The 17051-nt window shown below is 71.9% G+C and carries 19 protein-coding genes; 12 read left to right on the forward strand and 7 right to left on the reverse strand.

The genetic code is table 11. The features are described 5' to 3' along the window. Positions 1 to 17: 17 nt before the first annotated feature. On the forward strand, positions 18 to 872 hold the full coding sequence (locus OIE49_RS12085) for a DUF4429 domain-containing protein (RefSeq protein ID WP_326802317.1): 855 nt from the start codon (positions 18 to 20) through the stop codon (positions 870 to 872). 171 nt (positions 873 to 1043) lie between these two features. Here the strand turns inward: OIE49_RS12085 and OIE49_RS12090 are convergent, their stop codons facing one another. Further along, complete coding sequence (locus tag OIE49_RS12090) at positions 1044 to 1517, reverse strand: MerR family transcriptional regulator (RefSeq protein ID WP_326802318.1); 474 nt, start codon at positions 1515 to 1517, stop codon at positions 1044 to 1046. Between the two features lie 106 nt (positions 1518 to 1623). On the opposite strand from OIE49_RS12090, the gene OIE49_RS12095 reads away from it, so the two are divergent. Genes OIE49_RS12095 through OIE49_RS12105 form a run of 3 tightly spaced genes read left to right on the forward strand, consistent with a single transcriptional unit; the run spans position 1624 to position 3509 of the window. After that, complete coding sequence (locus tag OIE49_RS12095; RefSeq protein ID WP_326802319.1) at positions 1624 to 2094, forward strand: GNAT family N-acetyltransferase; 471 nt, start codon at positions 1624 to 1626, stop codon at positions 2092 to 2094. Between the two features lie 19 nt (positions 2095 to 2113). Next, positions 2114 to 2938 (forward strand): serine hydrolase domain-containing protein, encoded by an 825-nt coding sequence (locus tag OIE49_RS12100; protein WP_326802320.1) that lies wholly within the window; start codon positions 2114 to 2116, stop codon positions 2936 to 2938. 13 nt (positions 2939 to 2951) lie between these two features. After that, positions 2952 to 3509, forward strand: a complete 558-nt coding sequence (locus OIE49_RS12105; RefSeq protein WP_326802321.1) for a GNAT family N-acetyltransferase — start codon at positions 2952 to 2954, stop codon at positions 3507 to 3509. Between the two features lie 31 nt (positions 3510 to 3540). Here OIE49_RS12105 and OIE49_RS12110 read toward each other — a convergent pair whose 3' ends face one another. Further along, the gene (locus tag OIE49_RS12110; protein ID WP_326802322.1) at positions 3541 to 4203 is read right to left on the reverse strand and encodes a pirin family protein; all 663 of its coding nucleotides are present in this window, start codon (positions 4201 to 4203) and stop codon (positions 3541 to 3543) included. 95 nt (positions 4204 to 4298) lie between these two features. On the opposite strand from OIE49_RS12110, the gene fasR reads away from it, so the two are divergent. The 5 genes from fasR to fabF all read left to right on the forward strand — a co-directional run bounded on the left by fasR (position 4299) and on the right by fabF (position 9271). Further along, positions 4299 to 5504 carry a fatty acid biosynthesis transcriptional regulator FasR gene (gene fasR, locus OIE49_RS12115; protein WP_100566987.1) on the forward strand — a complete coding sequence of 402 codons (1206 nt, stop codon included), beginning with the start codon at positions 4299 to 4301 and terminating at the stop codon, positions 5502 to 5504. An 89-nt stretch (positions 5505 to 5593) separates the two neighbouring features. Continuing rightward, positions 5594 to 6511, forward strand: a complete 918-nt coding sequence (locus OIE49_RS12120; protein WP_326802323.1) for an ACP S-malonyltransferase — start codon at positions 5594 to 5596, stop codon at positions 6509 to 6511. 21 nt (positions 6512 to 6532) lie between these two features. Then, positions 6533 to 7564 carry a ketoacyl-ACP synthase III gene (locus OIE49_RS12125; protein WP_100566985.1) on the forward strand — a complete coding sequence of 344 codons (1032 nt, stop codon included), beginning with the start codon at positions 6533 to 6535 and terminating at the stop codon, positions 7562 to 7564. A gap of 100 nt (positions 7565 to 7664) precedes the next feature. Further along, positions 7665 to 7913: an acyl carrier protein gene (locus OIE49_RS12130; protein WP_003989952.1), complete on the forward strand. Its 249-nt coding sequence runs from the start codon at positions 7665 to 7667 to the stop codon at positions 7911 to 7913. A gap of 86 nt (positions 7914 to 7999) precedes the next feature. Then, positions 8000 to 9271, forward strand: a complete 1272-nt coding sequence (gene fabF, locus OIE49_RS12135) for a beta-ketoacyl-ACP synthase II (protein ID WP_326802324.1) — start codon at positions 8000 to 8002, stop codon at positions 9269 to 9271. 69 nt (positions 9272 to 9340) lie between these two features. Here fabF and OIE49_RS12140 read toward each other — a convergent pair whose 3' ends face one another. Next, positions 9341 to 9835 carry a DUF3145 domain-containing protein gene (locus OIE49_RS12140; protein WP_326802325.1) on the reverse strand — a complete coding sequence of 165 codons (495 nt, stop codon included), beginning with the start codon at positions 9833 to 9835 and terminating at the stop codon, positions 9341 to 9343. Positions 9836 to 10088: 253 nt separating this feature from the next. On the opposite strand from OIE49_RS12140, the gene OIE49_RS12145 reads away from it, so the two are divergent. Both OIE49_RS12145 and OIE49_RS12150 read left to right on the forward strand, forming a co-directional pair. After that, positions 10089 to 10967, forward strand: coding sequence for an SGNH/GDSL hydrolase family protein (locus OIE49_RS12145; protein WP_326802326.1), 879 nt, complete (start codon positions 10089 to 10091; stop codon positions 10965 to 10967). Between the two features lie 78 nt (positions 10968 to 11045). Further along, a complete protein-coding gene (locus tag OIE49_RS12150) occupies positions 11046 to 12017 on the forward strand; it encodes an aldose epimerase family protein (RefSeq protein ID WP_326802327.1) in 972 nt (323 codons plus the stop codon). 182 nt (positions 12018 to 12199) lie between these two features. Here OIE49_RS12150 and OIE49_RS12155 read toward each other — a convergent pair whose 3' ends face one another. From OIE49_RS12155 to OIE49_RS12165, 3 genes are all read right to left on the reverse strand, one after another. After that, the gene (locus OIE49_RS12155; protein WP_326802328.1) at positions 12200 to 13009 is read right to left on the reverse strand and encodes an EI24 domain-containing protein; all 810 of its coding nucleotides are present in this window, start codon (positions 13007 to 13009) and stop codon (positions 12200 to 12202) included. Positions 13010 to 13077: 68 nt separating this feature from the next. Further along, positions 13078 to 13497, reverse strand: coding sequence for an organic hydroperoxide resistance protein (locus OIE49_RS12160; RefSeq protein WP_326802329.1), 420 nt, complete (start codon positions 13495 to 13497; stop codon positions 13078 to 13080). A 120-nt stretch (positions 13498 to 13617) separates the two neighbouring features. Beyond that, a complete protein-coding gene (locus OIE49_RS12165; RefSeq protein WP_326802330.1) occupies positions 13618 to 14616 on the reverse strand; it encodes an NADP-dependent oxidoreductase in 999 nt (332 codons plus the stop codon). 96 nt (positions 14617 to 14712) lie between these two features. On the opposite strand from OIE49_RS12165, the gene OIE49_RS12170 reads away from it, so the two are divergent. Then, positions 14713 to 15162, forward strand: coding sequence for a MarR family winged helix-turn-helix transcriptional regulator (locus OIE49_RS12170; RefSeq protein WP_326802331.1), 450 nt, complete (start codon positions 14713 to 14715; stop codon positions 15160 to 15162). 767 nt (positions 15163 to 15929) lie between these two features. On the opposite strand, the gene OIE49_RS12175 is transcribed toward OIE49_RS12170, so the two are convergent. Beyond that, positions 15930 to 16820, reverse strand: coding sequence for an SCO2400 family protein (locus OIE49_RS12175; RefSeq protein WP_401784425.1), 891 nt, complete (start codon positions 16818 to 16820; stop codon positions 15930 to 15932). Positions 16821 to 17051: the final 231 nt, after the last annotated feature.

Consider the following 17051-nt stretch of genomic DNA (forward strand, 5'->3'; position numbering starts at 1 on the left):
CCCCTACGATGAGCCGCATGGGTGATGTACTGGCCGGATTTCATGCTGCCTGGGAGTTCGAGTCCGATTCCGTGCTCATCCGCTACGAACGGGGGATTCGAACACCCAAGCTCTTCCAGGTCCTCGGAACCCGCAGGATCCCGCTGGCGGCCCTCGCGGGCGTGACGCTCGGCGCGGGGCGCCGCGGCACCGTGGTCCTGCGTGCCGAGCCCAGACCGGGCGCCGACCCGCTGATGGACGCGGCCGACGGGCAGCTCAAGGAGAGCTGCGACCCGTACCGCCTGGTGCTGCCCGCCGAGCAGGAGACGCCGGCCGAGCGCTACGCCGAGCGACTGCGCGCCCGACTCTTCGCGAGCGGACCGGCCGACCGCCACCTGGTGGCGGCACCGGAGGCCCCGCTCCAGTTCAAGGCGTACGACGGGAAGGCGTCCTTCGACGGTACGGCGGTGCGGTTCCGGTGGTCCCGGACGGGAGCCTCCTCGGCCAAGTGGAAGGCCGGGGACCAGAGCTTCCCCGTCGCCGACATGGGCGGGGTGGAGTGGCGCTCGCCCGAGGCCTTCGAGGGACATCTGCGGCTGCTGCCGCGCGATCCGGGCGCCGCCGCACCGCTGTCGCAGCCGGACCAGGATCCGGCCTCGGTGGTGTTCGGGCTCGGATACGGGCCGGTGCACGAGTCACTGCCGTTCGCCGCTGCCGTCCTGGCGGCGGTGCGGGAGAGGGGTCCGGCGACGCCGGTACCGGTGCCGGCCCCGCACCGCGACCCGGCCGGCATCGCGGAACGGATCCGCCACCTCGGGGAGCTGCATCGGGCGGGGCTGGTCACCGACGAGGAGTTCTCGCTGAAGAAGGCGGAACTCCTCTCCGAGCTGTAGGAGTTACCCGAAGCTCACGCCCATGCAGCCGAGACCCTGTACCCCGACCTCCGGTCCCTCCTCACCCAGCCGTACGGTCGGGATCCTGCTTTCGGTCATCGCGTTGTCTCCGTTTCTCAGGAGCGTGCGTCTTCTCAGGAGTGCGCGGCGTCTCGGGGGCGCTTCCGCCGCTCAGTGTCGTCCGGCGTCCGCGTAGAAGCTGATCTTGCGGTCCAGTACCGCCAGCGTGTCGCGGAGTTCGGCGATCCGGGCCAGGACGTCCCGGCGGGTCGCCTCCAGCAGCGCGCACCGCTCGCCATAGGTGCCCTCGCCCTCGCGCACCAGCTCCGCGTACCGGACCATGTCGGCGACCGGCATCCCGGTCAGCCGGAGCTTGCCGACCAGGTCGAGCCAGTCGAGGTCGCTGTTGGTGTACCGGCGCTGGCCGGTGTGCGAGCGGTCGACGTGGGGCATCAGGCCGATCCGCTCGTACCAGCGCAGGGTGTGGGCCGTCAGCCCGGTGAAGGCGACGACCTCGCTGATCGTGTATCCGTCCTGCCCGTCGGGGCGTGGGTGCCGCCGGGGCGGGGCGGAACAGAGGTCGGCGCCGGTGGGGGCTTCCTCCGTCTTCTCGATGGTCACGGCCGTGGTCTGCGTCACCGTCATGGCCTCAACGCTATGACCTTCGAGTGCGCTCCAGGCAAGCCGGACCCGGCACCGGGGCGGAAAATACGCGCGACGCGGGACGTGCGGGGTCGTTAGCGTGCCGGTCATGAGTCTCGTACGACGTGCCGAGCCCGAGGACGCCGCGGAAGTACTGCGACTGCGCCAGGTGATGATCGACTCGGTCCACGGCACCGACCCTTCCACCGACTGGCACGCGATGTCCCTGCCGGTACTGAAGGTCCGGCTCGCCGAGCAGGACGGCGACTTCGCGGCGTTCGTCGTGGATCACCCGGAGCAGCCGGGGGCACTGGCCTCGCTCGCGGCCGGGACGCTGGAGTACCGGATCGGGCGGGCGGACAATCCGCGCGGGCGGGTCGGATACGTCTTCAGCGTCGCGACCGATCCGGACGCCCGGCGCCACGGATACGCGCGCGCGTGCATGGAGTCGCTGCTGGACTGGTTCCGGGAGCGGGGCGCGGCACACGTCGACCTCAACGCGTCCGCCGAGGCCGCGCCGCTCTACGCCGATCTGGGCTTCGTGCGCAAGCCCGACCCCTCGATGCGGCTGCGCCTGTGAGCGGCATAGGCTCGACGTCATGTCGTTGAACTCCCTGGCGCCGATCGAGAACTGGCCGGTCCCCACCGCGGCGGCGGGCGTGGTCCGCGCGGACGGCACGGTCCTGGGCACCCACGGCCCGACCGCGCGGCCCTTCCCGCTGGCCTCGGTCACCAAGCCGCTGGCGGCCTACGCGGTGCTCGTCGCCTACGAGGAGGGCGCGATCGAGTTGGACGAGCCGGCCGGCCCGCCCGGCGCGACCGTCCGCCATCTGCTCGCCCACACCTCGGGGCTGGCCTTCGACGAACACCGGGTGATGGCCCCGCCCGGCGAGCGGCGGCTGTACTCCAACGCGGGCTTCGAGCAGCTCGGCGACCATGTGGCGAAGGTCACGGACATCCCGTTCGCGGAGTACCTGCGCCAGGCGGTCCTGGCCCCGCTGGGCATGACGCGGACGACCCTGGACGGCTCCCCGGCGAAGGACGCGGTCTCGACGGTCGACGACCTGCTCCTCTTCGCTGCCGAGATACAGGCCCCGCGCCTGCTGGACCCGCGCACGGTCGCCGAGGCGATGACGGTCCAGTACCCCGGCACCAAGGGCGTCCTGCCGGGCTACGGCCACCAGAACCCCAACGACTGGGGCCTCGGCTTCGAGATCCGCGACTCCAAGTCCCCCCACTGGACGGGCGCTTCCTCCTCCCCCCGCACCTTCGGCCACTTCGGCCAGTCCGGCACGTTCCTGTGGACCGACCCCGCCGCGGGCGCGGCCTGCGTCGCCCTGACGGACCGCGCCTTCGGCCCCTGGGCCATCGATGCCTGGCCGCCGTTCACGGACGCGGTCCTGTCCGAACTGCGCGCCGCCTGAGACCCGGCCGGCCATGGACGTCGCTTTCCGGCGGCTGCTCCCCTCGGACACCGAGCCCCTGGTCCGCTTCCTGACCGGTGAGAGCTGGCCGCTGCACAGTGTCAGCGAGGTGGACGGCGACACGGCCCGCCAGTGGATCGCCGAGCGACGCTTCGAGAGCGAGGAGAACAGGAGCTTCTGGATCCTCGCCGCCGAGGAGCCCGTCGGCCTGGTCCGGCTCATGGACCTGGCCGACGACACGCCCCTGTTCGACCTTCGTCTGCGGGCCGGGCACCGGGGGCGCGGCATCGGCCGCGAGGCCGTGACCTGGCTGACGCGGTATCTGTTCGAGGAGTTCCCGCACATCCGTCGCATCGAGGGAACCACGCGCCAGGACAACCACCCGATGCGCCGCGTCTTCCTGCGCTGCGGCTACGCCAAGGAAGCCCACTACCGGGACGCCTGGCCGGACCGGGACGGCACGCTCCACGACACGGTCGGCTACGCGATCCTGCGCCGCGACTGGCTGAGTGGGCGCGTCACGCTCCCGCGGTGGGACGACGAGCCCGACGGCCGGGGGCCGAGGACGTGACGGGGACGGGGCGTCGCCCCCGTTCACGGGGTCAGTCGGCCGCCATCTCCCACATCAGCAGCTCCGCGTCCGTCAGGGCCACCGCCTCGGCATCCCTGGCCGACGTGAGGCGGGCCGCGTCCCCCGGGCCCAACTCATCCTCGCCCAGGCGCACTTCGCCCCGCACCACATGCACGTACACGTACGCCGCGTCCGGGACCGCCGTCCGCTCCCCCGTCGCCAGGCGGCGGACGTGGAGCATGGCGCCGGCCTCCGGGACGGCGTACGGGGTGGAGTCGGCGATGCCGTGGACGAGTTCGTAGCAGGGGGTGCCGCCGGGCTCCAGGGGGGCCAGCCAGGTCTGGACGAAGGCCAGGGGGGTGGGGCCGGCGTTGCGTTCCACGTGGTGGACGCCGCCCGCCGAGCTCAGGCGCTGGACGTCGCCGGGGCGGACCACCGTCTCGCGGCCCGTGGAGTCGCGGTGGGTCAGTTCGCCCTCGACGACCCAGGTGACGATCTCGGTGTGGCTGTGCCGGTGCTCGTCGAAACCGGCGCCGGGTGCCAGGTGTTCCTCGTTGCAGGCGATCATCGCGCCGAAGCGGAGGTTGTCCGGGTCGTAGTGCGGGCCGAAGGAGAAGGCGTGCCGGGAGGTGATTCCGGCGGCCGGCTCGCCGCCCTCGTAGCGCTCCGCCGCGCGCCGTACTTCCGTCGTCACGCGGACCACCGTAACGCCCGGCCGTGAGGGGCCCCGGCAGCCCAGGCCAGACCCGGCCACACGCACGCACGTCCGGATGAGGCAGTCTTGTCCCCGTGCCCGAACCCGAAACCCGCCAGGCCGATGCCGCAGTCCACTCCGTCCATCCCCATGCCGCGACCCTGAAAAGACTGGAGAAGTCCTCCGGGTCGCTGGCCGCGCAGGCGATCGCGCGGATGGACGAGACGCTGCCGTGGTACCGGGCGATGCCCCCGGAGAACCGTTCCTGGATCGGGCTGGTCGCCCAGGCGGGCATCGCCGCCTTCACCGAGTGGTTCCGGCACCCGGACGCGCCCCAGGCGATCTCCACCGATGTGTTCGGGACCGCGCCGCGCGAGCTGACGCGGGCGATCACGCTGCGGCAGACCGTGGAGATGGTGCGCACCACGATCGAGGTCATGGAGTCGGCCATCGACGAGGTGGCGGCGCCGGGCGACGAGTCCGCGCTCCGGGAGGCGCTGCTCGTCTACGCCCGTGAGATCGCCTTCGCCACCGCCCAGGTCTACGCGCAGGCCGCCGAGGCACGCGGTGCCTGGGACGCCCGGCTGGAGTCCCTGGTCGTCAACGCGGTGCTGAGCGGGGAGGCCGACGAGGGGGCCGTGTCGCGGGCCGCCGCCCTGGGCTGGAACTCTCCCGAGCACGTGTGCGTGGTGCTCGGGACCGCGCCCGACGGGGACTCCGAGCTGACCGTGGAGGCCATCCGGCGGGCCGCCCGGCACGCCAAGCTCCAGGTGCTCACCGGGGTCCTCGGGAACCGGCTGGTCGTGATCGCGGGCGGCAGCGACAATCCGCTGGCGGTGGCCAAGTCGTTGATCGGGCCGTATGCCCCGGGCCCCGTCGTCGCCGGGCCCGTCGTGCCCGATCTGCTCGCCGCGACCCGGTCCGCGCAGGCCGCCGCGGCCGGGCTGAAGGCCTGCTCGGCCTGGCAGGACGCGCCGCGGCCGGTACTGGCGGACGATCTCCTGCCGGAGCGCGCCATCGCCGGTGACCCTGGCGCGCGGGAGCAGTTGGTAGAGGAGATCTACAGACCGCTGGAGGAAGCCGGCTCCGCTCTTCTCGAAACGCTCAGCGTGTATCTGGAGCAGGCGAGCAGTCTGGAAGGCGCGGCCAGGATGCTCTTCGTTCACCCGAACACCGTGCGCTACCGGCTCCGACGTGTGACTGACGTCACCGGTTGGTCACCCTCCGATGTACGATCCGCGTTCACCCTGCGGATCGCACTGATCCTTGGGCGTCTGGCCGACGGAGATCCCCAGGCCTAGGCTTTTGTCGGGGGCCCACAAAACCCCTTCCTGTTCTTCGTCCCTGTCCCCACGGGCGGTCGCGGCCGTCCCCAAGAGAGAGTGTGAGAGTGCTCGTACTCGTCGCTCCCGGCCAAGGCGCCCAGACGCCCGGCTTCCTGACTCCCTGGCTCGAACTGCCCGGCGCCGCCGACCGTGTGGCCGCCTGGTCCGACGCCATCGGCCTGGACCTCGTCCACTACGGCACGCAGGCCGACGCGGACGCGATCCGCGACACCGCGGTGGCCCAGCCCCTGCTGGTCGCCGCCGGGCTGCTGTCGGCCGCGGCACTGGGTGACACCGGCGCGGACGTGGTCGCGGGCCACAGCGTCGGCGAGATCACCGCCGCCACGTTCGCGGGCGTCCTGGACGACACCGCGGCGCTGACCCTGGTCCGCCGCCGCGGCCTGGCCATGGCCGAGGCCGCCGCGATCACCGAGACGGGCATGTCGGCGCTGCTCGGCGGCGACCCGGACGTGTCCACGGCGCACCTGGGCAAGCTGGGTCTGACCCCGGCGAACGTCAACGGGGCCGGCCAGATCGTGGCCGCCGGCACCATGGAGCAGCTCGCCGCCCTGAGCGAGGACATGCCGGAGGGCGTGCGCAAGGTCGTCCCGCTGAAGGTGGCCGGCGCCTTCCACACGCACCACATGGCGCCCGCGGTCGAGAAGCTGGCGGAGGCCGCCAAGGCGCTCTCGGCCGCCGACCCGAAGGTCACCTACGTCTCCAACAAGGACGGCCGGGCCGTGCACAGCGGCGCCGAGGTCGTCGAGCGGCTGGTCGGCCAGGTCGCCAACCCGGTCCGCTGGGACCTGTGCATGGAGACCTTCAAGGAGCTGGGCGCCACCGCCCTCGTCGAGGTGTGCCCCGGCGGCACCCTGACCGGCCTGGCCAAGCGCGCGCTGCCCGGCGTGAAGACGCTGGCGCTGAAGACCCCCGACGACCTCGACGCGGCCCGCGAGCTCATCGCCGAGCACGCGAGCGCCTGACGCCTTAAGGAGCCGACGAGCATGTCGAAGATCAAGCCCAGCAAGGGTGCCCCGTACGCGCGCATCCTCGGTGTGGGCGGCTACCGGCCCACACGCGTGGTGCCCAACGAGGTGATCCTCGAGACGATCGACTCGTCCGACGAGTGGATCCGCTCGCGCTCGGGCATCGAGACCCGGCACTGGGCGTCGCCCGAGGAGACGGTCGCGGTGATGTCGATCGAGGCCTCCGGCAAGGCGATCGCGGACGCCGGGATCGACGCCTCGCAGATCGGCGCCGTGGTCGTCTCGACGGTCTCGCACTTCAGCCAGACCCCGGCCATCGCCACCGAGATCGCGGACAAGCTGGGCACGGACAAGGCGGCCGCCTTCGACATCTCGGCGGGCTGCGCCGGCTTCGGCTACGGCCTCACCCTGGCCAAGGGCCTGGTCGTCGAGGGCTCGGCGGAGTACGTGCTGGTCATCGGCGTGGAGCGGCTCTCCGACCTGACCGACCTGGAGGACCGGGCCACGGCCTTCCTGTTCGGTGACGGCGCCGGAGCGGTCGTGGTCGGTCCCTCGCAGGAGCCCGCGATCGGCCCGACCGTGTGGGGCTCGGAGGGCGACAAGGCCGAGACCATCAAGCAGACCGTCCCGTGGGACCGCTTCAGGATCGGCGACGTCTCCGAACTCCCTGTCGACAGCGAGGGCAACGTCAAGTTCCCCGCGATCACGCAGGAGGGTCAGGCTGTCTTCCGCTGGGCCGTGTTCGAGATGGCGAAGGTCGCCCAGCAGGCGCTGGACGCGGCCGGGATCACCCCGGACGAACTGGACGTCTTCATCCCGCACCAGGCCAACGTGCGGATCATCGACTCGATGGTGAAGACGCTCAAGCTGCCGGAGCACGTCACGGTCGCCCGTGACATCCGCACCACCGGCAACACCTCGGCCGCCTCGATCCCGCTCGCGATGGAGCGGCTCCTGGCGACCGGCGAGGCGAAGAGCGGCGACACCGCGCTCGTCATCGGCTTCGGGGCGGGTCTCGTGTACGCCGCGACGGTCGTTACCCTCCCCTAGGCACTCCGTGCCGGATCATGCTTCCGGTGCGGGACCGCACACCCCTGCCGCTGACGCGGTGGGCGCCACACCCTCTGGAAATCTACGAAGGAGCGCCGACATGGCCGCCACTCAGGAAGAGATCGTCGCCGGTCTCGCGGAGATCGTGAACGAGATCGCCGGGATCCCGGTCGAGGACGTCCAGCTGGACAAGTCCTTCACCGACGACCTGGACGTCGACTCGCTGTCCATGGTCGAGGTCGTCGTCGCCGCCGAAGAGCGTTTCGACGTCAAGATCCCCGACGAGGACGTCAAGAACCTCAAGACGGTCGGCGACGCGACCGACTACATCCTCAAGCACCAGGGCTGATCGACCGATCACAGCCTTGGGCTGACTGCCCCGCCACCCGGCGGTGGCGCCGTACGAATCCTCGTTCCGTTGGAGAAAGAATTCCCGTGAGCTCGACCAATCGCACCGTGGTCGTCACCGGTATCGGCGCAACCACACCGCTGGGTGGCGACGTAGCTTCCACCTGGGAGGGCCTGGTCGCCGGCAAGTCCGGTGTGAAGCCCCTGACTCAGGAGTGGGCGGCCGACCAGGCCGTCCGTATCGCGGCCCCGGTGGCCGTGGAGCCGACCGAGGTCATCCCGCGGCCGCAGGCGCGCCGGCTGGACCGCTCCGCGCAGTTCGCGCTGATCGCGGCCCAGGAGGCCTGGAAGGACGCCGGTTTCACCGGCAAGGCCGGTGAGGACGGTTCCGTCGACCCGGACCGGCTCGGCACGGTCGTCGCCTCCGGCATCGGCGGTGTCACCACCCTGCTGGACCAGTACGACGTGCTGAAGGAGAAGGGCGTCCGCCGCGTCTCCCCGCACACCGTCCCGATGCTGATGCCGAACGGCCCGTCGGCCAACGTGGGCCTGCTCGTGGGCGCCCGCGCGGGTGTGCACACGCCGGTCTCCGCGTGTGCGTCCGGCGCCGAGGCCATCGGCTACGCCATCGAGATGATCCGCACCGGCCGGGCCGACGTCGTCGTCGCCGGCGGTACGGAGGCGGCGATCCACCCGCTGCCCATCGCCGCGTTCGGCAACATGATGGCGATGTCGAAGAACAACGAGGACCCCGAGGGCGCCTCGCGCCCCTACGACGTCGACCGGGACGGCTTCGTCCTCGGTGAGGGCGCGGGTGTGCTCGTCCTGGAGTCCGCCGAGCACGCTGCCAGGCGCGGTGCCCGCGTCTACGCGGAGGCGGTCGGCCAGGGCATCTCCGCCGACTCCCACGACATCGTCCAGCCGGAGCCGGAGGGCCGGGGCATCTCGCACGCCCTGCAGCACCTGCTCGAGAACACCGACCTGGACCCGGCGGAGATCGTGCACGTCAACGCGCACGCCACCTCGACGCCTGCGGGTGACGTCGCGGAGCTGAAGGCGCTGCGCAAGGTCTTCGGCGACGACGCCGACCACATGGCGGTCTCCGCGACCAAGTCGATGACCGGTCACCTGCTCGGTGGCGCGGGCGGCGTGGAGTCGGTGGCGACGGTGCTGGCGCTGTACCACCGGGTGGCTCCGCCGACCATCAACGTCGAGAACCTCGACCCCGAGGCCGAGGCGAACGCGGACGTGGTCCGCGGGGAGGCGCGCAAGCTGCCCGCCGAGGGCCGTATCGCCGCGCTGAACGACTCGTTCGGCTTCGGCGGGCACAACGTCGTGCTGGCGTTCCGGTCGGTCTGAGACCCCGGCAGCGGATGTCAGAAGGGCCCCCACCGGCCGGTGGGGGCCCTTCTGTTGTGCGAGCGGTCGTCAGACCACCTGGTGCAGCCAGCGCACGGGGGCGCCTTCACCCGCGTAGCGGAACGGCTCCAGCTCGTCGTCCCAGGGCTTGCCCAGGAGCTTGGCGAGTTCGGCCTCCAGGTCGGTCTCGCCGCGCTGGGAGCGCAGCAGGGCGGCGCGCAGCCGGTCCTCGGGGATGAGGATGTCGCCGTGGATGCCGGTGACGGCGTGGAAGATGCCGAGGTCGGGGGTGCAGCTGTAGCGCTCGCCCTCGGCGGTGGGGCAGGGCTCGGCGGTGACCTCGAAGCGGAGCAGCTGCCAGCCGCGCAGCGCGGAGGCGAGCTTGGAGGCGGTGCCGGGCTGGCCCTGCCAGGAGAACTCCGAGCGCCAGGTGCCGGGAGAGGCGGGCTGCCGGATCCAGTCCAGGCTGACGCGCGTACCGAGCACCCCGGCGACGGCCCACTCGACGTGCGGGCACAGCGCGCGCGGCGCGGAGTGCACGTACAGAACTCCACGTGTCGTCACCGGGACCTCCGGGCAGAGCGGGACATGGTGCGGGCGGGCGGACAGCGGTGGCGTGTGAGGCCACGTTGATGGCGAGGCTACCGTGCGACGGGGCAAGGAGTGTGACGTACCGTCGGTCCCGGTGCCAGGAAACGCCCTCCATTCACCCAGGGGGACGCTTGTACGGGTGCGCGCAGCCCACTCGAGTGGGGGCGGGAACCCTCGCGCGTTCTCATGGAGGGGAGCACTTCACGACGACCGAGGGGATCACGGCATGCGGAAACGACGTCACCGTACCCGGGCCGCCCACGCCGTCGTGGCGGCGGCCGTACTGGCCACCGCGGGCTGCAACGCCGCCGGTCTCGGCGCGGGGGCAGGGGCCTCCCGCCCGGCCGCGGCACCGCCCGTCTGGAACACCAGCCCGGCCTCGCTCGCCGCGGTCGGCGACTCCATCACCCGCGGCTTCGACACCTGCCTGGTGCTGACGGACTGCCCGGAGGCGTCCTGGGCGACGGGCAGCGACGCGTCGGTCAACAGCCTGGCGGTGCGGCTGCTCGGGGCGACCGGGGCGGCCAGCAGCAGCTGGAACTTCGCGGTGACCGGGTCCCGGATGTCCGATCTGCACAGCCAGATGGCGCAGGCCGTGAAGAAGAAGCCGCAGCTGGTGACGGTGATGGCCGGAGCCAACGACGCCTGCCGCGACTCCCTGGACGCGATGACGCCGGTGGCGGTCTTCCGGACCGAGTTCGAGGTCGCGATGGACACACTGCGTCAGGCCCTGCCCAAGACGCAGGTGTACGTCTCCAGCGTGCCGGACCTGAAGCGGCTGTGGTCCGAGGGCCGTACGAACGCGCTGGGCAAGCAGATCTGGAAGCTCGGCATCTGCCCGTCCATGCTGGGCGACGCCGACGCGCTGGACGCGGCGGCCACCAAGCGGCGCGACACGGTGCAGGCCCGGGTGCGGGCGTACAACGGGGTGCTGAAGGAGGTCTGTGCGAAGGACAGCCGCTGCCGCTTCGACAACAACGCCGTCTTCGACTACCGCTTCGGCACCGACCAGCTCAGCCACTGGGACTGGTTCCACCCGAGCCGCGACGGCCAGGCGCGGATCGCCGAGATCGCCTATCGGACCGTCACCGCGAAGACACCCTGACGATGCCCTGAACAGCCCCCCGAACGGCCCTTGAAGCGCCCCTGAGGGCCCCCGGACGACAGGACTTAGGGTTTCCCCATGAGTGAACTCTTCGGCACGCTGGCCGACGGCACCGGGGTGCACCGCTGGACGCTGGAGCGGGCCGGGGTGCGGATACGGGTGCTGTCGTACGGCGGGATCGTGCAGTCGGTCGAGGTGCCGGACCGGGACGGGCGCACGGCGGACGTGGTGCTGGGCTTTCCCGGCCTCGACGGCTACCTGGCCCACCCCGAGCCGTTCCTCGGCGCGCTGATCGGGCGGTACGCCAACCGGATCGCCGGGGGCCGCTTCCCGCTGGACGGGCGGACGTACGCGCTGGAGCAGAACGAGGGCGGCAACTCGCTGCACGGCGGGGACGGCGGCTTCGACAAACGGATGTGGGAGGTGGAGCCGGTCGAGCACGGGGTGCGGCTCAGCCGGGTCAGCCCGCACGGCGAGGAGGGCTTCCCGGGCCGCCTGGAGGTCTCGGTGACGTACACCCTGGACGCGGCGGGCGCCCTGCACATCGCCTACGAGGCGGTCTCGGACGCGCCGACCGTCGTCAACCTCACCAGCCACTCGTACTGGAACCTCGGCGGCCGCGGCGACACGGGCGGCCACGAACTGCGGCTCGCCGCTTCCCGGTACACCCCGGTGGACGCAGAGCTGATCCCGACCGGCGCCCTCGACGAGGTGGCGGGCACCAGCTTCGACTTCCGGCAGCCGCGCAAGGCGGGCTCCGGATACGACCACAACCTGGTCCTCGACAAGGGCGTCACCGGCGAGCCGGTGGAGGTCGCCGAGCTGCACGATCCGGCGTCCGGCCGAGTCCTGACGGTGGCGACGACCGAGCCGGGCCTCCAGCTCTACACCGGCGACCACCTTCCCGCCCCCTTCGCCCCCGGTGGCGGGATCGCGCTGGAGACCCAGCACTTCCCGGACTCCCCCAACCGCCCCGGCTTCCCGAGCACCGAGCTGCGGCCGGGTGAGGTCTTCCGCTCCCGGACGGTGTACGGCTTCTCGGCGCGCTGAACGCGCCGGCCCCGGCCCGGGGGTCAGGTCCCGGGCCGGGGCTGCCGGTGGGCGGACTCGGCCCGGACCAGACGTTAGCCGCCGGGAGGAGAAGGGGGCAGGTCATCGGGCACGGGCCCTCGATCTCGTACGAACCCTTCACAATCACCGGCGGCTTCGCCGCTGCGTCACTGCCCCCCGGGTCAGGCGGGTGCCGGAGACTCCGACGGAGGGGGCGTCCGCGGTGCTGGAACGACCGCGTCGCCGGTCTCCTCGTCCAGCAGCTCACGGGCGAGCAGGGTGGCGCCCGCGACCGCGCCCGGCATGAGGAACACCGCCACGAACGGCACCAGGAAGGCCAGGCCGAGCGGGGCGCCGAAGCCCCAGACCAGCAGCTTGCGGGAGCGCAGCAGGGCCAGCCGGCCGCCGAGTCCGACACTCCGGCGCTGGAGGGCGACGGCGGTGAGCTCCTCGGTCAGGAAGAAGCCGGTGACGAAGACGCCGAGCACCGGCACGACCGTCTGCCCGACGAACGGCAGGAAGCCCAGCGCGAAGAGCAGCACGCCCCACAGCGCGGCCCGTACGACGATCCGCAGGCTGTCACGGGCCGAGAGCCACAGCTCGCGCCAGAACGGCAGGCCGGACCCGGGTGCCGTGCCGTCGGGCGACACGTCCCGGTCCACCTGCTCGGACAGGCTCTCGTAGAAGGGCTGGCCGATCAGGAGGGTGACCGCGGTGAAGGTGACCACGGCGAGGAGCAGCCCCAGGGCGAACAGCACGGCGGTGAGCAGGCCGCGGAAGAGACCGGACCACGGGCCCGGCCAGTCGTCGGCGAAGGGGGTGGCCCACGTGACCGCGTCGTCTCCCCACAGCGCGAGCGCGGTGAGAGTCGCCGCGTACAGCACGAGGGTGATCAGACCGGGGAGCAGTCCGAAGCGGTACGACTGCCCGTGCCGGGCCATCCAGCGCTGGCCTTTGAGGAGATGGGCGAAACCGGCCCCGAGGTCACGCATGGGAAGACTGTATGCGGGGCCCGCGCCCGCTCACCCTCCGGGTGCGCGGGCGCGGGCGACCGTACGGCTCAGCCCAGTGTCACGGTGATGTTGCCTCGGGTCGCCTTCGAGTAGGGGCAGACCTGGTGGGCCTTCTCCAACAGGCTCTTCGCCGTGGCGGCGTCGACGTTCGGGATGTCCGCGGAGATCTCCACGATGATCCCGAACCCGTCCTCGTTCTTGCCGATGCCGACCTTCGCGGTGACGGTGGAGCCGGAGATGTCGGCGCCCTCCTGGCGGGCGACGACGCCGAGGGCGCCCTGGAAGCAGGCGCTGTAGCCGGCGGCGAACAGCTGCTCGGGGTTGGTGCCGGCGCCGCTGCCGCCCATCTCCTTGGGCGGGTTGACGACGACGTCGAGCTTGCCGTCGTCGGTGGCGACCCGGCCGTCGCGGCCGTTCTCGGCGGTGGCGACGGCGGTGTACAGAACGTCGGAGTGCTGGATGGCCATGGGGTTGCGTTCCTTCCTACGTCCGCCGCGACTCGCGCCCACGGTCGCACCTGGCGGTTTCAGGTTCCGGAATGAAGTTACCGCATGTCGGAACTTCGGGGAACGGCTGTCAGAGCGCGGTCACAGCTTGACGATCATCTTCCCGGTGTTGTCTCCGCGCAGCACGCCGAGGAAGGCCTCCAGGGTGTGCTCGATGCCCTCGACGACGGTCTCGCGGTACTTCAGCTCGCCCGAGCGCACCCAGGCGCCGACCTCCCGCACGAACTCGGGCTGGAGGTCGTAGTGGTCGCCGACGAGGAAGCCCTGGATACGGCCGCGGGTCTGGATCAGCCGGGCGAGGTTCCTCGGGCCCGGGGCGGGCTCGGTGTTGTTGTACCCCGAGATCATGCCGCAGACGGCGATGCGTCCGCCCAGGTTGAGGGATCCGATGGCGGCCTCCAGGTGCTCGCCGCCGACGTTGTCGAAGTAGACGTCGACACCGTCCGGGGCGGCGGCCTTCAACTGCTCGGCCACCGGGCCGTTCCTGTAGTTGAAGGCGGCGTCGAAGCCGTACTCCTCGGTCAGCAGCCGGACTTTCTCGTCGGAGCCCGCGGAGCCGATCACCCGCGACGCGCCCTTGAGCCTGGCGATCTGCCCGGCCTGGCCGCCGACCGCGCCGGCCGCGCCGGAGACGAAGACGGCGTCGCCCTCCTTGAAGGAGGCGATGCGCAGCAGACCGGCGTAGGCGGTCAGCCCCGTCATGCCCAGCGCGCCGAGGTACGCCGGCAGGGGCGCGGCCGCGGGGTCGACCTTGACGGCGCCGCGGCCGTTGACGGCGGCGTACTCGCGCCAGCCGCCGAAGTGCAGGACGTGGTCGCCGACCGCGATCCCCTCGGCCTCGGAGGCGACGACCTCGCCGACGGCGCCGCCCTGCATGGGCCTGCCGAGTTCGTACGGCTCGGCGTACGACTTGGCCGCGTTCATTCTTCCCCGCATATAGGGGTCGACGGAGAGGTACTCGTTGCGCACGAGGACCTGGCCCTCGCCCGGCTGCGGAACCTCGGCCTCGACCAGGGCGAAGTCTTCCGGTTTCGGCCAGCCGACTGGGCGGCTGAGCAGGTGCCATTCTCGGTTGATCACGACAGGCGCCTTTCAGTTACTTCAGTTACTTCAGTTACTGAAACAACCATGCACCTGAATATTTCATCAAGTCAAGCAAGCCGGTACCCTGGTCGCATGGCCGCCGCACCGAACACCCGCCGCCCCGACGCGCTGACCCTGGAGGTCGTCGAGCTGATCGGGGACGTCGTGGCCCGCTTCTACGAGGACTACGAGGAGGCGGCCGGTGAGCACGCGCTGACCGGGGCGCAGGCGCGGCTGCTGAGTCTGCTGTCGCTGGAGCCGCTGCCGATGCGGAGGCTGGCGCAGAAGCTGAAGTGCGAGCCGTCGAACGTCACCGGGATCGTGGACCGGCTGGAGACACGGGGACTGGTGGAGCGGCGGCCGGATCCGGGCGACCGGCGCGTGAAGCTGGCGGCGGCGACGGAGGAGGGGCGGCGCGTGGCCCGCGAACTGCGGGAAGGGCTGCGCTTCGCCCGGGAGCCACTGGCGAGCCTCTCCGAGGAAGAACGGCTGGCTCTGCGTGACCTGCTGCGGCGGATGACGAACGAGGGGGAGCCGAGCTGACGAGCCCGGGCGACGAACTCGACTGAGGGGCTCGGGCCGAGGGGCTCGGGCCCCGGCGCTCGGGTTGAGCAGCTCGACTGAACGGCTCGGGCCGAGGGACTCGGGCTGAGCAGTTCGGCTGACGGGCTCGGCCGACGAACTCGGCTGAGCGGTCCGGCTGAGGGGCTCGCATCGAGGGGATCGGACTGAGCTGTCCGGCTGAGGGGCTCGCATCGAGGGGATCGCGTCGAGGGGCTCAGGCCCCCGGCACCCGGGCTGAGCGGTTCGGCCGAAGGGCTCGGGCTGAGCGGCTCGGACCGAAGGGCTCGGACCGAAGGGCTCGGACCGAAGGGCTCGGACCGAAGGGCTCGGACCGAAGGGCTCGGACCGAAGGGCTCGGACCGAAGGGCTCGGACCGAAGGGCTCGGACCGAAGGGCTCGGACCGAAGGGCTCGGACCGAAGGGCTCGGACCGAAGGGCTCGGACCGAAGGGCTCGGACCGAAGGGCTCGGACCGAAGGGCTCGGACCGAAGGGCTCGGACCGAAGGGCTCGGACCGAAGGGCTCGGACCGAAGGGCTCGGGCTGAGCGGCTCGGCTGAGAAGCTCGGGGCGACGAGTTCCACTGAGGGCCGGCTGAACGGCGCGGCTCGGCTGAGCGCGGCTGCCGCCATGGGGGCGCGCGGCCCGGCGCCGGCAGTGCGGCGGCCGCGGGTTCGCCAATCACCCGCGACCGCCGTCGTGTTCGGCGTCGAGCCGACGTGCGGCCCTCAGGCCCGCGCATCGCGCCCTACGTGCACCACCACAGGAAGCGGTCGCAGGTGTGGGTCGGGGTGGGTGTGGGGTCCGGCTGAGGGGGCGGCGGGGCGGGGTCGCTCGTCGGGGGGTCCGCGGGCTGGGGCGCCTCCGGGGTCGCGGAGTCCGGTGCGCCCGGCCGGTCCGCACTCCGGCCCGTCTCGCTCTGCGCCGGCGCCCCGGCCGACTGCCGGGGGCTGCTCGTGTCGCTCGCGTCCGGTTCCGGTTTGTCGTCCTTCGCGGAGGCGGAGGGAGAGGCCGACTTCGAGGCGTCCGGCGTGGCCGTGTCCGTGGCGGTCCCCGGCGCGTCGTCAGCCGGCCCGGCCGTCCCGCCGGCGTCCGAGGGGGACGCGTCGTCCTCGGACACGTCGTCGCCGACCGCGGCCGGCTCCTGGCTGGACAAGCCCGGCAGGCCCGGCGCGTCGACGCCGAGTTCGGCCAGGCTCAGACCGCCGCCCGCCAGGACGAAGCCGACGACTGTCAGCAGGATGCGGCGGCGGCGCCTGCGGTGGACCGCGGCCTTGCGGTCCCGCCGGCTCGCGCTCCCGACCCCCGCACTCTCCGCGTCCTCGGCGTCGTCCTCGTCAGCCTCTACGTCCTCGTCGCCCTCGGCCGCTCCGCCCCGGCCGCGCGAGCGGCGCCGACCGGACCGCCCCTCGGGCTCGGCATGGCCGTCGTCACCGTCAGCCCCGTCGTCCCGATCGCGTTCAGCGCGCTCCTCGTCGGGGTGGAACTCCCCGCTCTCCTGCGGGACTTGGGTGGCAGTGGGTTCCGCACTCACCCCGGGGTCCTCCGCGTTTGCGGGAAGTGACTCCACTGGGGTGCCGCACCCCGGGCAGGCGAGGGCGCCGTTCAGGTGCCGTCGGCACGGGTGGCAGTAGTTCATGACGCGGGAAGACTAAGTTCCGGATGGGCGCGGTTCCTAGCCACCCCTGTGAAGGTTCTGTGCGGGATCGAAAAAGTGACCGACAGGCCCGCCAAAACCGTTATCTGTCGGACCCATTGACACCCTCACCACCCCATCCCTACTGTCGCGCCAGCATTTCGAACGTCTGACGAAATCTCGAACACCAAACACCAACGACAACGACGACAACGATGTCGAGCAGCCGAGGGG

Origin of the sequence: Streptomyces sp. NBC_01788 (genome assembly GCF_035917575.1) — a bacterium.
Classification (GTDB): Bacteria; Actinomycetota; Actinomycetes; order Streptomycetales; family Streptomycetaceae; genus Streptomyces.